Annotated in this window: 12 protein-coding genes; 5 read left to right on the top strand and 7 right to left on the bottom strand. The window is 66.3% G+C overall.

Annotated features, from left to right (window positions below; genetic code table 11):
• The 3 genes from ACERIM_RS14945 to ACERIM_RS14955 all read left to right on the top strand — a co-directional run.
• Positions 1-2,083: NADP-dependent malic enzyme (locus tag ACERIM_RS14945; RefSeq protein ID WP_373633305.1), on the top strand; the 2,083-nt coding region annotated here is incomplete at its 5' end.
• Positions 2,084-2,087: 4 nt separating this feature from the next.
• On the top strand, positions 2,088-3,518 hold the full coding sequence (locus tag ACERIM_RS14950; RefSeq protein ID WP_373633306.1) for a PQQ-binding-like beta-propeller repeat protein: 1,431 nt from the start codon (positions 2,088-2,090) through the stop codon (positions 3,516-3,518).
• 80 nt (positions 3,519-3,598) lie between these two features.
• On the top strand, positions 3,599-3,970 hold the full coding sequence (locus ACERIM_RS14955; RefSeq protein WP_006649386.1) for a 30S ribosomal protein S8e: 372 nt from the start codon (positions 3,599-3,601) through the stop codon (positions 3,968-3,970).
• A gap of 98 nt (positions 3,971-4,068) precedes the next feature.
• Here the strand turns inward: ACERIM_RS14955 and ACERIM_RS14960 are convergent, their stop codons facing one another.
• From ACERIM_RS14960 to ACERIM_RS14975, 4 genes are all read right to left on the bottom strand, one after another.
• Positions 4,069-5,064 carry a phosphate uptake regulator PhoU gene (locus ACERIM_RS14960; protein ID WP_006649387.1) on the bottom strand — a complete coding sequence of 332 codons (996 nt, stop codon included), beginning with the start codon at positions 5,062-5,064 and terminating at the stop codon, positions 4,069-4,071.
• 249 nt (positions 5,065-5,313) lie between these two features.
• Complete coding sequence (locus ACERIM_RS14965) at positions 5,314-5,541, bottom strand: hypothetical protein (protein ID WP_006649389.1); 228 nt, start codon at positions 5,539-5,541, stop codon at positions 5,314-5,316.
• Between the two features lie 226 nt (positions 5,542-5,767).
• Positions 5,768-8,248, bottom strand: coding sequence for a polyphosphate kinase 1 (gene ppk1, locus ACERIM_RS14970; protein WP_373633307.1), 2,481 nt, complete (start codon positions 8,246-8,248; stop codon positions 5,768-5,770).
• Positions 8,249-8,258: 10 nt separating this feature from the next.
• Complete coding sequence (locus ACERIM_RS14975; protein ID WP_373633308.1) at positions 8,259-8,954, bottom strand: metallophosphoesterase family protein; 696 nt, start codon at positions 8,952-8,954, stop codon at positions 8,259-8,261.
• A 179-nt stretch (positions 8,955-9,133) separates the two neighbouring features.
• Here ACERIM_RS14975 and ACERIM_RS14980 point away from each other — a divergent pair, with 179 nt between their 5' ends.
• Positions 9,134-9,799, top strand: a complete 666-nt coding sequence (locus ACERIM_RS14980; RefSeq protein ID WP_373633309.1) for a 2,5-diamino-6-(ribosylamino)-4(3H)-pyrimidinone 5'-phosphate reductase — start codon at positions 9,134-9,136, stop codon at positions 9,797-9,799.
• Here the strand turns inward: ACERIM_RS14980 and ACERIM_RS14985 are convergent, their stop codons facing one another.
• Positions 9,800-10,570, bottom strand: coding sequence for an enoyl-CoA hydratase/isomerase family protein (locus ACERIM_RS14985; protein ID WP_373633310.1), 771 nt, complete (start codon positions 10,568-10,570; stop codon positions 9,800-9,802). It abuts the gene before it with no gap.
• Between the two features lie 133 nt (positions 10,571-10,703).
• Between ACERIM_RS14985 and msrA the strand changes: the two genes are divergently transcribed.
• Entirely contained in the window at positions 10,704-11,234 is a 531-nt protein-coding gene (msrA, locus tag ACERIM_RS14990) for a peptide-methionine (S)-S-oxide reductase MsrA (protein WP_373633311.1), read from the top strand.
• Positions 11,235-11,289: 55 nt separating this feature from the next.
• On the opposite strand, the gene ACERIM_RS14995 is transcribed toward msrA, so the two are convergent.
• Positions 11,290-11,421 carry a hypothetical protein gene (locus tag ACERIM_RS14995; protein WP_006649395.1) on the bottom strand — a complete coding sequence of 44 codons (132 nt, stop codon included), beginning with the start codon at positions 11,419-11,421 and terminating at the stop codon, positions 11,290-11,292.
• A 471-nt stretch (positions 11,422-11,892) separates the two neighbouring features.
• Complete coding sequence (locus ACERIM_RS15000; RefSeq protein ID WP_373633312.1) at positions 11,893-13,836, bottom strand: DNA cytosine methyltransferase; 1,944 nt, start codon at positions 13,834-13,836, stop codon at positions 11,893-11,895.
• Between the last annotated feature and the right edge of the window lie 213 nt (positions 13,837-14,049).

Below are 14,049 nucleotides of genomic sequence, written 5' to 3' on the forward strand. Positions count from 1 at the left end.
TACGGCCAAGGGCAACCTCGTCGGCGTCGTCTCGAACGGTTCGGCGGTTCTCGGATTGGGTGACATCGGCGCACAGGCTTCCAAACCCGTCATGGAGGGCAAGGGCGTGCTGTTCAAGCGCTTTGCCGACATCGACGTCTTCGACATCGAACTCGACGATTCGGACCCCGACAAGCTCGTCGAGGCCATCAAGATGATGGAGCCGACCTTCGGCGGGATCAACTTAGAGGACATCAAAGCACCCGGCTGTTTCACCGTCGAGGAACGGCTGCGCGAGGAGATCGACATTCCGGTGTTCCACGACGACCAGCACGGCACCGCGATCATCTCCGGGGCCGCGCTGCTCAACGCCGCCGACATCGCCGGCAAGAGCCTCGAGGAACTCGAGGTCGTCTTCTCCGGAGCCGGGGCGAGTGCCATCGCGACGGCGCGCTTTTACGTCTCGCTGGGCGTCCGGAAGGAGAACATCACGATGTGTGACTCCTCGGGGATCATCACCGAGGACCGCGCCGCGGACGGCGACGTCAACGAGTACAAACAGCAGTTCGCCCGCGACGTGCCCGAGGGCGGGCTGGCCGACGCGATGGCAGGGGCCGACGTCTTCGTCGGGCTCTCGATCGGCGGCATCGTCTCCCAGGAGATGATCCAGTCGATGGCGTCGGACCCGATCGTCTTCGCGATGGCGAATCCGGATCCGGAGATCGGCTACGAGGAGGCCAAAGCGGCCCGCGACGACACCGTCATCATGGCCACCGGCCGCTCGGATTATCCGAACCAGGTCAACAACGTCCTCGGGTTCCCCTTCATCTTCCGTGGGGCCCTCGACGTGCGCGCGACCGAGATCAACGAGGAGATGAAAGTCGCCTGTGCCGAGGCGCTGGCCGAACTCGCCCGCCAGGACGTTCCCGACGCGGTCGTCAAGGCCTACGGCGACGACCCGATCCAGTACGGCCCCGACTACATCATTCCCAAGCCCGTCGACCCGCGCGTCCTCTTCCGCGTCGCGCCGGCGATCGCCGAGGCCGCGATGGAGTCCGGTGCGGCTCGTACCGAGATCGACCTCGAGGCCTACGAGGAAGAACTCGAGGCCCGACTGGGCAAGTCCCGCGAGATGATGCGGGTCGTCCTCAACAAGGCCAAGAGCGACCCCAAGACGGTCGCCTTGGCGGAGGGCGAAAACGAGAAGATGATCCGCGCGGCCTACCAGATTCAGGAGCAGGGGATCGCCCTGCCGGTCCTGATCGGCGACGAGGACGAGATCAAACAGACCTCGGCGAACCTCGGGCTGGACTTCGATCCGACCGTCGCCGATCCCTCCGTCGGCGACTACGAGGAGTACGCCGACCGACTCCACGAACTGCGGGCCCGCAAGGGGATCACGCGCAGCGAGGCCGGCGAACTCATCGAGCGCGACTCGAACTACTTCGGGAGCGTGATGGTCGAACAGGGCGACGCCGACGCCCTGCTGACGGGTCTCTCCCATCATTATCCCTCGGCACTGCGGCCGCCGCTGCAGGTCGTCGGCACCGACGACGACGTCGACTACGCCGCCGGCGTCTACATGCTGACGTTCAAGAACCGCGTGATCTTCGTCGCCGACGCGACGGTCAATCAGGACCCCAACGAGGAGGTCCTCGCGGAGGTCACCAAACAGACCGGCAAACTGGCACGGCGGTTCAACATCGAACCCCGTGCGGCACTGCTCTCGTACTCGAACTTCGGGAGCGTCGACAACGCGGGGACCCGCAAACCGCGCAAGGCGGCGCGGATGTTGCAGGACGACCCCGAAGTCGACTTCACGGTCGACGGCGAGATGCAGGCCGACACCGCCGTCGTCGAGGACATCCTCGAGGGCACGTACGGCTTCTCCGAACTCGAGGAACCCGCGAACGTGCTTGTCTTCCCGAACCTCGAGTCGGGCAACATCGGCTACAAACTCCTCCAGCGACTGGGCGGTGCCGACGCCATCGGGCCGATGCTGGTCGGGATGGACAAGCCGGTCCACGTCCTCCAGCGGGGCGACGAGGTCAAAGACATCGTGAACCTCGCGGGCGTGGCGGTCGTCGACGCCCAACAGGAGTAGACGCGTGAACGAGCGCGCCGCGGACCCTCGAGCCGACGCCGACCACGACGGCGGGACAGCCGCGGCTGCACGTGTCACCAGGCGGCAACTGCTCGGCACCGCCGGCACGGCCGGGATCGTCGGACTGGCTGGTTGTGCCGACCGGCGGTACCGCTCGCGGACGGACTGTTCGGCGATCACCGCCGCCGCGAGCGACGCGGACGGCTACGTTCCGTTGCCGGCCGACGACGGCACCTCGATGTTCCGACGGGGCCTGCGTCGGTACGGCTACTACCCCGAGGAGACCGTCCCGGACGCGGTGCGGGTCGACTGGTCGTTCTCGACCAACCGGATCGGCCACACCGCGGCCAAGTCGACGCCGCGACCGACGCCGGACGGCGAGACGGTCCTCGTGGCCAGCGACACCGGCCGGATCGACGCCGTCACGCCGACCGGCGAGAAGCGCTGGCACCTCGAGACCGGCGCCGGCCGGAGCCTGGGCTTTCACGGGACGCCGGCGATCGTCGACGGGACCGCCTACGTCGGCGGCTACGATGGGGCCCTCTATGCCGTCGATATCGCATCCGGCGACCTGCAGTGGCGAACCACCGCCCGCGAGTTCGGCGGCGCGATCGCCATCGGCTCGAGTCCCGCGTACGTCGACGGAACGCTCTACCTGCTCGCCGAGTACAGCGACCCGGCAAGCGGCACGCTCTGGGCGGTCGACGCCGCCACCGGCACGCCGGTCTGGAGCGACGACCGCCTCTGGGGGATGCCCCACCCCTCGCCCGCGATCGATTGCGAGGCCGGCCGGCTCGTCACGGGGTCGAACGACGGCGTCGTCTACTGCTGGGAGTTCCCCTCCCTCGAGTTCGCGTGGTCGTTTCAGGCGGGCGGCGAGGGCGGCCCCGACGGGAAGTCGATGGCGGGCGGGCGGTTCAACCTCGGCGCACAGATCAAGGGGACGATCCCGGTCTACGACGGCGCGGCGTTCGTCGGCTCGTGGGACGGCCGGTTCTACCGGCTCGACCTCGCGGACGGCAGCGAGGAGTGGTCGTTCGACACCGGCGACGTCGTCATGTCGAACCCGGCGATCGACCCCGAGGCAGGGATCGTCTACGTCGGGGGCGACGACCACCACGTCTACGCGCTCGAGACCGATACCGGCGAGGAGTTGTGGTCGGCCGACGTGGACGGGCACGTCATCGGTTCGATCACGGCCACCGCCGAGACGATTCTCGTCGGCTCCTACGATACGCATCTGTACGCGCTCGATCGCGAGACCGGCGACCAGCGCTGGCGAGTCCGGAATCGCGGGCACGTCACCAGCGGTGCGATCCCCCGCGACGGGCGGATCTACTACGCCGAGCGCGGCGTCTTCTCGAACTACTACGCCGACGAGGAGACGATCCTCGAGGAGCCCGGCCGCGCGTACTGTCTTGTCGCCGACGAGTGACCGGCCGGCGACTGCGCCGGTGGCCTGCAGCCGGGGTGTATCTCGTTGCATATAAATACGCGCCGGGGCTGGGTACGTGTATGCAGGATCAGGGACGCTCTACGCGCAAGCGAACCGGCGGTCGACTGAAGAACGTTCGAAAGCGCCGGAAGAACGAACTCGGTCGGCTGCCCACCGAGACGCAGGTCGGCGAACCGCGGTTCCGCACCGTCGACGCCCGCGGGAACGAGACGAAGACCCGTGCGCTGGCGACCAACGTCGCAAGCGTCAACAAGGGCGACGAGACGGTTTCGGCCGACATCGAGGACGTCGTCGAGAACGACGCCAACCCGAACTACGTCCGCCGAAACATCATCACGAAGGGTGCCGTCATCGAGACGAGCGAAGGGCAGGCCCGCGTTACGTCCCGACCCGGCCAGACCGGTCAGGTCAACGCCGTTCTCCTCGAGTAACGCCCGCTGATTCTTCCGTTGTGCCAGCGCGGCCAGCTGCGGCTCTGCCGTTTACACCACGAGCGTACCGTCCCCCGATAATCGATCGACCGCGGTCGTCAGGGCCGTGGGGCGGCCTTCTGCAGCGCAGTTTCGGCGATGTTCCCGCCGTAGTCGGCGCTCCGCGAGAGCGAGTCGACGATCAGCCCCAGCGATTGGGCCTGTGCGGGCTCGAGATCCCGTAGCATGTCGTCGATCTTGCGGGTGTGTTCGTCGATCTCGACGACGGCCTCGAGCGCCGCGTGGCCGAGGCGGGTGGCCTCGTCGGACTCTTCGGCGAACAGGGCGTCGGTCGACTGTTCGAGGACCGACGCGGCCTCGGCGTGGAGCCCGTGGACGGCATCGGCGACGTCGGCCGACAGGTCGTCGAGTTTGAGCGCGATGTCGCTGATCTTGACGGCGTGGTCGGCGATCCGCTCGAGTTGCCGGGCGGTCGAGTGAAAGTCGAAGCAGTCCTCCCGAGAGACGCCGAGTTCCTCGACGGCGCGTGGTGAGCGCAACGTCGCGCGGAAGATCCGCGAGACGACCAGCCAGAGCCGATCGACGTCGTCGTCGCGCTCGATCACGTCCTCGGCGATCGCGTCGTCGTTCTCGATCAGGGCCGTCACCGCGTCCTCGAGCATCGACTGGGCGATCAGGCGCATCCGGGTGACGGCGTTGACGATCGACAGCTCCGATGAGTCGAGCAAGTCCTGAATGACGACGCTATCGCTGGTTTCCTCCAAAACCTCGACGCCGACGAGTCGCTGGGTCGCACTCCTGATCGCGCTTCGTTGCTCGGTCGTGATCCGGCCGGCCTCGAGCGAAATCACGTCGAAGCCGCTGACGTACATCGTCATCACGGCCCGCGTGAGCTGTTCGCCCTCGAGGCCGGAGACGTCGAGGGTGCCTTCCTGCCGGCGCGTCTCGCGTTCCGGGGTGAGAAGCAGTTCGTCGTCTTCGGGATAGAATTCGACGGTCGTACCGCTGCTGACACCGTTGTCGGTCGCCCACGTCTTCGGCAGCGAAACGGTATACGTCGACCCACCGGTCACCTGGACCTTTCGCGTCTCCATACAGGCCGATTTTGATTACAACAATATAAATCCACTAGTCTATAGAGAGAATTAGCCAGGGAGATAGTGCCACTATCGGACGGTTTAGGCCATCTCGGATAACTATTCATCAGTACGAATCTATCGACAATAGTTACCAAACATAGTGCTATATAGAAATTGTAGAGATACATATCGAGTGGGATCACTCCGACGAAGAGGGGGGTACAGTCGGCGCGAATCGTGATCGATTCGCCGGGCCGGTCGTCGTCAGCGAACGTCCTCGAGATCGACGAACGCCTCGATATCGGCCGACAGCCACGTCGTCAGCTGATCGTCGGCCGGACACTCACGCGGCGTAATCGTACATCGGTCCGCCCGGTCCTCGTATCGGACGACGATCGACTCGAGGGTGGCCGTCTCGGTCGCGTACTGCGTCGCCGTCGAGAGCCGTTGCCGCGTCGAACGATCGCCGTAGCCGCCGGTTGATCCGTTCATGGTCGGGGGAGAGCGCGTATCGAAGTCGACCGACGGAACGTACAAAGCCGCTGCTAGTTGTGCTATTGAGGTATCCGTACGGCCTCGAACGACTCGGTATCGGCAGGGACGGGCCGCGTCGCTGGTGGCACTCGTTTCGGAAATGGAAAAGGGAACCGTCGGTGATCGGTAGTCGGCGATTGGTAGTCTGAAACTGGCAATCAGCAGTCGGCGATCGCCCCACCGTTCAGTCGCCGAGATCGATCCGCCCCCGACCCGCGGGGCGTAACGCCGACCGCATGAACGTCTCGTGAACGTCAGACGACGAACCGTCCGTCGATCGGCAGCGATCGTAGCTCCCGTCCGACCGCATTATCCACCTGTTCCGATCGTCCTCGAGCAGCGTCTCGAGGATCGTCTCGAGTCGCTCCCGGAGCCGCGGATCCTCGATCGGCGTCACCGCCTCGACCCGGTTGTCGAGATTACGGGTCATCCAGTCGGCCGACCCGATGTAGTACCGGTCCTTGCCGCCGGCCCGGAAGTAGAAGATCCGCGAGTGTTCGAGAAAGCGGCCGACGACGCTGTAGACGTCGATCGTCTCGCTGATGCCCTCGAGCCCGGGTCGAAGCCGACAGATATCGCGGACGATCAGATCGATGTCGACGCCGGCCATCGAAGCCTCGTAGAGTTCCCGGACGAGTTCGGGGTCTTCCAACCGGTTCATCTTGGCGACGATCCGGGCGTCCTCGCCGTTGCGGGCCCGCTCGGCCTCGGCCCGGATCAGTTCGACGAACCGATCGCGCATGTTCCCCGGCGCGATCAACAGCTCCCGGTAGTCCCGATACATCGAGTGGCCGGTGAAGTAGTTGAACAGCCTGACGAGGTCCTGTCCGATGTCCCGATCGGCGGTCAGCAACCCCAGATCCTCGTAGCTCTTGGCCGTCTCGGAGTGGTAGTTGCCGGTCCCGACGTGGGAGTAGAGCCGGACGCCCTCTGCCTCCTCGCGGACGACCAGCGAGGTCTTGGTGTGGGTCTTGTAGCCGATCGTCCCGTAGGCGACGTGGATCCCCTCCTCCTCGAGTTTCTTCGCCCACTCGAGGTTGTTCTCCTCGTCGAAGCGGGCCTTCAACTCGACCATGACCGCGACCTGCTTGCCGTTGTGGGCGGCCTCGATCAGGCTCTCGATGACCCGTGAGTCGCTGGCGGTCCGGTAGATCGCCGCCTTGATCGCCAGTACGTCGGGGTCGTTGGCCGCGGCTTCGAGGAACCGCTGGACGGTCCCCTCGAAGGAGTGGTAGGGATGCTGAACGAGGACGTCGCGGTCGCTGATGACGTCGAAGACGGTCGTACCGTCGTCACACCGGCCCAGCCGCGGATGGGGCTGTGGCGACCACTCGGGAAGCTTCAGGTCGGGGCGGTCGAGTTCGGTCAGGTCGGCGAAGTCGCGGTAATCGAGCGGGCCGGCGAGTTCGAACACCTCCCGGTCGTCGAGTTCGAGTTCCCGCGTGAGGATCTCGCGCACTTCCTGCGGGGCGTCGGGTTCGATCTCGAGGCGGACGGCGGCCGCGAACCGCCGCTCCTCGATGACCTCCTCGATGGTCTCGATCAGGTCCTCGGCGACCTCCTCGTTGCGCCGGACCTCGGCGTTGCGGGTCACGCGGAACAGGGCAGTGTCGACCACCTCGACGTCCGGAAAGAGCAGATCGAGGTTCGCCCGGACGACGTCCTCGAGGAGGACGTACCGCCGGTCGTCGCCGAGCTGGACGAACCGGAGCTGGTTGCGCGGGATCTTCACCCGCGAGAAGGTCAGTTCCGCGTCGGGTCGTTCCCGCGTCAGCACTGCCAGCGAGAGGCTCTGATTCGAGATGAACGGGAAGGGATGGGCCGGATCGAACGTCAGCGGGGTCAGCGTCGGCAACACCGAACTCTCGAAGTACTCGCGAAGCGTCGTCCGCTCGGCCGCGCTCAGGTCGTCGTAATCGACGATGGCGATGCCTTCGTCGGCCAGCGCCGGACGGATCTCCTCGCAGTAACACTCGGCCTGCCGCTCGAGCAGCGGCCGGGCCGCCTCGAGGACGGCGTCCCACTGCTCGCGGGGCGTGCGTCCGTCCGGCGTCTCCTCGGTGACGCCGGCCGCGATCCCCTGTTTCAGGCCGCCGACGCGCTTGCGGAAGAACTCGTCTAGGTTCCGCGTGACGATCGAGCAGAACTTCACGCGCTCCAACAGCGGGTTGTCCGAATCGAGGACCTCGTGGAGGACCCGCCGCTGGAAGGCCAGTTCGCTGAGTTCGCGATTCAGGTAGTACTCCGGGCTCGAGAGGTCGACGTCGGCGATGCCGGACGACGGGTCGTTCCCTTCGACTGGATCGGTCCCGTCGCCGTCGGCCGAAGTATCGCCGATCGGCTCGGGGAGAGGCAGCGTCTCGGCGTTGCCGTCGTCGGTCTCCGCGGCACCGTCGGTCCGCGAGCCGGGCGCGCCCGCTCCCGCGTCCGACTCGGCCTCGATCACGGTGTCCGCTGTGGACTCCTGGTCTCCGGCGCGATCAGTGGTCTCCGATTCGGCGCCGCCGTCGGTCCGCTCGGCCGGACTCGAGGCGGTCACACCTTCGTCGTCGAGCAGCGATCGGAACGCGAACTCGGTGCCGTCGGCGGTCGACTGGTCGTTTGCCTGTTCCTCCGGGGTCGTTCCACCCCGCTCGTCGTCGGCTGTCGCATCTCGTTCGTTCATCCCGACCCCCCTAGCAACTGCCGTCCGGCGTGACGATCTTCGACGACGATCGCTCGACGTGGTCGGGGCCGTCGACGCTGACGAACCGCTCGTTCCCGACGTCGTACGCGGTGAGACTGCCGCCGTAGACACACCCCGTATCGAGCCCCACCGCCCACTCCCGTTCGATCGGCGTCTCGAGGACGGTGTGACCGAAGAAGACCCGCGGCGGCCCCTCGTAGGCGTCGAACCAGAAGGGGCCGTCGTAGCCGTCACCCTCGGGCGACCGCATCGTCAGTACGTCCTCGCGGGACTGCGCCGACAGCGAGCGGGCCGGGTCGACCCCGCCATGGACGACGAGGCCGCCGTCCCACGAGATCGCGGTCGGCAGCGACTCCACGTACTGGTAGTCGGCCGGCCCCAGCGCCGACAGCGAGGCCGCCCCCTCGATGAGCTTTCGCTCGTTGTTGCCCCGAACGGAGAGCAGTCGCGGCGACCGGCGCACCCGGTCGAGGACGGCCTTGCTGTCGGGTCCTTTTCGGACCAGATCGCCGACGAACACGGCGAGGTCGTTGCCGCCGAGGTCCAGTCGCTCGAGCAGCGCATCGAGTGCGTCCGGACAGCCGTGAACGTCGCCGACGACGTAGACGTCGCCGTGGTTCTCGAGGGCGATGTGACGGTGGTCGAACGATACCGCGTCGTCTGCTGGGGTGGTGGCGGTCGTCACGCGTCGTGTCCGACCCGTCCAGCGAAACCGGATAAGTCGTTTATATGTTGGATACGCGATGCTATATAGTGGCGTATAGCCGACACGAGAAACGGTCCGACCCCCGTCGGCGGACACCCGACGCGACGCCGGCGGCCCGCGAGCGGGGATTTCTTTAGCCGTCCCCCCGCAGCAGCGGTATGCACGTCGTGGTCAACGCCGCAATGAGCGCGGACGGGAAACTCTCCTCGCGACGCCGAGAGCAACTCGCGATCAGCGGCGACGAGGACTTCGCCCGCGTCGATCGAGTCCGGGCCGAAAGCGACGCCGTCGTCGTCGGCGTCGGGACCGTCCTCGCGGACGATCCGCACCTGACGGTCAAGGACGAGCGGCTGCGGGAACGACGGCGCGAGCGGGGCGAGCCGGAAACCCCCGCACGGGTCGTGGTCGACTCGAGCGGGCGGACCCCGACCGACGCCGCGGTCCTCGACGACGCGGCGACGACCTACTGCTGTCTGAGCGAGGCCGCGTCCGTCGACCGGCGCGCGGCACTCGCCGACGCCGCCGAACTGATCACCGCGGGCGAGAAGCGGGTCGATCTCCTGCGGGCGTTCGCGGCCTTGCAGGAGGCGGGCCTCGAGCGGGTCATGGTCGAGGGCGGCGGCGAACTCATCTTCTCGCTGTTCGAGGCCGGGCTGGTCGACGAGCTACGGGTGTTCGTCGGCCCGACGATTATCGGTGGCCGGGACGCCCCGACGCTGGCCGACGGCGAGGGGTTCGTCGCCGACTTCCCCGAACTCGTACTCGAGGCCGTCGACCGGCTCGACGAGGGCGTTCTGCTCACGTGGCGCGTCGAAGACCGCTGATCACTCGAAGTCGGGCTCGCGGTCCTCGACGAACGCGGCCATCCCCTCGCGCTGATCCGGCGTCCCGAAGAGGCTCGCGAAGGCCCGTTTTTCGTAGGTGAGGCCGCTTTCCTGTGAGCCCTCGTAGCCCTGATTAATCGCTGCTTTTGCAGTTCGCATCGCGAAGGCCGGTTTCGCGGCGAGCCGATCGGCCAGTTCCGCGGCGACCCCCTCGAGTTCGTCGTCCGCCACGACCTCGCCGAACAGCCCCACCTCCGCGGCCGACGCGGCGTCGAGGCGCTCACCGAGGAAGATCATCCGGCGGGCGGTCTCGTCGCCGACCAGCCGCGGCAGCCGCTGGGTGGCCCCCCAGCCGGGGATGATCCCCAGATCGATCTCGGTGTTGCCGATCAGCGCCGACTCGCTCGCCACGCGGAGGTCACAGGCCAGCGCCATCTCACAGCCCCCGCCGAACGCGTAGCCGTTGACCGCGGCGATCGTTGGCGCGGGGAACGCCTCGAGCGCGTCGGCGACGTCGTGGCCGAGTTCGCCCCACTCCTGGGCGTTCTCGGGATCGAGATCCTGCATGTACTTGATGTCCGCGCCGGCGATGAACGCGTCGCCGGCCCCCGTCAGGACGAGCGCGCGTGCGCCCTCGTCGGCGGCCGTTTCGATCGCCTCCCCCATCGCCTCGAGCGTCTCGACGTTCAGGGCGTTCAGGGCGTCCGGTCGGTCGACGGTCAGCGTTGCGACATCGTCGTCGTACTCGAGGGAGACTGTGTCCCAGGACATACCCCGGCGTTCGTCGGCCACCGGCAAATCCCTTGGCACGCGATTCGGATCGCGAGGTCAGCAGCGGTCGGGTCGCGGGGCCCGAACGAACCCACCCGTCACATCTTTCCTCGGTCGTGCCCTACTATGGGGTATGGAACGAGCCACGTTCGGCGGCGGCTGTTTCTGGTGTACCGAAGCGGCGATGAAGGAACTCGAAGGCGTCGACGCCGTCACCTCGGGCTACGCCGGCGGCCACGTCGAGGACCCGTCCTATCGGGAGGTCTGTTCCGGCAACACCGGCCACGCCGAAGTCGTCCAAGTCGAGTACGACCCCGACGCCATCGCGTACGACGAACTGCTCGAGGTCTTTTTCGCCACGCACGATCCGACACAGCTCAACCGACAGGGCCCCGACGTGGGAACCCAGTACCGCTCGATCGTCCTCGCTCACGACGACGAGCAACACCGGCAGGCCGAGGCCTACATCGAGGCCCTCGATTCCGAGTACGACGACGACGTCGTGACCGAACTCGAGCCCCTCGAGACGTTCTACCGCGCCGAGGAGAAACACCAGGACTACTTCGAGAAGAACCCCACCGACGCCTACTGCCAGATGCACGCGGCCCCGAAAGTCGAGAAGGTCCGCGAGAAGTTCGAGGAGAAAATCGCGCTGAACCAATAGCGAGACCGCTCGGTCACGGGGCGGTTCGGGGGTAATCGATCGTGAACGGGCGCGCTCAGTCCTCGCGCTCCTCGGCGAGGTGTTCCCAGATCTCGGTACACCCCGCACCGACGTCGACGTCCTCGAGGTGGCCGTCGTCTCGATCGGACTCCTCGTCCGAACCGCCGGACTCGGCAGTGTCGCTCATTCCGCGGGCACCTCCGACCGCGGGCTCGACGTGATTGCGGCCGGTCCGGTTTGCAAAGCGGGTGTGGCCGCGGTTCGGGAGCCCTGTTTTTTCGTCGCGTCTGCTGTCATGGGTTCGGGTTACGCGGTCGGACGGATAAAGACGGGTTCCCGAGCAAGCGATACCTCGACTCGGGCGTTTCGGAAACTACTGCCGCTATCTCTGTCGAAAGAAGATGGCAGTCTTCGGGGGAGTAACCGGTTACAGCGACGGTGACTCCATCGTCCGGGTCGATCGCCGTGTCATCACGATCGCTCGCTGCGACGATATTGAGCGCGGGAGTTGCGCCACGCCCCCTGTCGGACGAACCGCGATCCGGACCCAGTTTAGCGGGGGTCAGACGTGGCGTTCGTCGTTGTAATATTAGCCGGTAGTTGGATGGACCCGCGAACAGCCAGTGGCAGGGACTCGAGTCGTCCTCGCAGTCGGGGGTTAGTTCGTTCGCGTTTCGAGTGCGTCGAGTTCGATCTCGGAATCGAAATGGGACCGTTCGTTCATGTCAGGGAACGGGTACGTACAGAGGACCTTCCCCTCGGGCATCGTTTCGTGAGTCGCCGGCGTCCGGAGTTCGTAGCGCCACCCGCGAAGTTGTCGGAGCGCGTCCACGAGTTCCTCGTGGGTCGCGTTCAACTGACGGCCGAGTTCGTCCAGGGTAAACTCCGTGTTGCAGTTGCTCGCTCGGCTGAAAAACTGAAGCGTCCGCGGGACCAGCCCCGCGTCGACGCCCGTCAACTCGAGCGACGACGAGTAGTCCAGCCGGGTGGTCGAGTAGTGCCCGACGACGTCGATGAACTTCTCGTATCGCGTTCGCTCGATTACGTCCGTTGCGGCGATATCCCAGACGTAGAAGACATCGTCGAGATCGACTCCAGTCGCGGTCACCTCGAGGGAGCCGATCCCGTTCCAGATGCCGTCGTCCGGTTCGAGGACGATCTCGATCGTCCCCTCGCCGCCGTGTTGTCGCTCGATGTCCACGCGGAGGGTCGCGCCGTCCACGTCGCTTTCCGTATCGAAGGTCCGGCCCGCACCGTCCGGTTCGACGGCGGTGCCATAGCTCAACCGCTCGCGCTCGAAGTGGTCGCGGTAGTGCAGCGTGGCCCGTCGGCGGGTCGCTTCCGGCTCCGTCTCGTCGTCGCTCGAGTCGCCGTACTCCTCTAACCCGCGTTGCTGGCCGCTTCGTTCGTTGCGGGGGTCCCAGAGCCCGAGTTCCTCGAGCCGTTCGCGCGCCTTCCGGCGGTACTCCTCCGTACTGGTCCGCTTTCTCGAGCGGAAGTTCAGGTCGTACCCGTCGGGCATCGGCACCACGTCGTCGTACCCATCGGCCCCGAACAGTTCCTCGGCGATCGCTTTCGCCAGCACCTCGGCGATCCGCGGGGGGACCGAGTTGCCGATCTGTTTGACGACCTGCCCGTACGAACCCTCGAGGACGTAGTCATCGGGGAACGCCTGCAGGCGTTTGAGTTCCGCTTCGGTGAACTTCCGGTTCTCCCAGTGGAAGGGGCCCGACGCCGCGCCCGGCTGTGCCTTCAGGGTCCGAACGGGCCGGTCGGGATCGGCCTTGTAGAGGTAGTCCGAGAAGCGAGAGCGCCAGCCGAAGACCGGCTCCGGGTGGCCGAGCTTCTCCGTGTAGAAACTGTAGTTGAGCCCCGGCGGGATATCGGCCAGCAGATGGGCGTGTTTCGACGTGATCTCGTAGGTCGGATCTTCGGCCGCGCCCGCCGTCTCCAGATCCGCGAGGGCCTCGCCAGCCGTCACGAGGTCGCGGTCGGCGGGCGAGTCGGGACCGTGGGTCGGTCGCGGGAAGCGAAACTCCTCGTCTACGTCCTTCCGGACGCCGATGATAAACGTCCGGGCGCGGTGCTGTGGGACGCCGTAGTCCGCGGCGTCGAGCGTCCGGGCCGTCAGGCGATACCCGGGATCGCCAGCCTCGTTCTCGAAGGCGTCGACGATCATCTGCCAGTCCTCCTCGTCTGAGGTGATGCCGTAGACGTTCTCGAAGAGGAAGGCCGTCGGCTGCCACCGCTCGAGCAGTTTCACGTACGCGCGAAACAGCTGTCCGTCCTCGCTGTCGGCACCGGCGAAGCCGCCGGAACGGCGGGCCGCCGCGGAGAACGGCTGACACGGCGGGCCGCCGATAACGAGATCGACCTCGTCGGGCTCGAGGTCGCCGCCATCGTACTCCGTGATGTCCGTTCGTTCGATGATCGCGTCGTCGTCGATGTAGGAGCCCCGCTCGGCGTTCGTCCGAAGCGTGTCGATAGCGATATCGTCGATGTCGGTATGAAAGCGGACGTCGAACTCCGAAAGCGTGCTAAAGCCGATATCGAGACCGCCGGCACCGGTAAACAGACTGGCAACGCGAATCCGATCACTCATCTCCACCACCCGGTAGCAGCGTCATCGTTGATAGGTTTCCGGCGTTGAAAGAGTGTAGTGCTTGTGGTTTCGCACCTCGAGGACCGGTCGAATCCGACGGGCCTAGCGTCGCCTCGCCATGCTCCGCCGAGCCGTCGGTCTCGCCCTCGAAGCCGTCTCTCACGGCTCTGCGCCACGAAGTCTCGCGCCACGTGGAGGCTGTCGCGACGACCG

Source organism: Natrinema sp. H-ect1 (genome assembly GCF_041821105.1).
Lineage (GTDB): Archaea > Halobacteriota > Halobacteria > Halobacteriales > Natrialbaceae > Natrinema > Natrinema thermotolerans.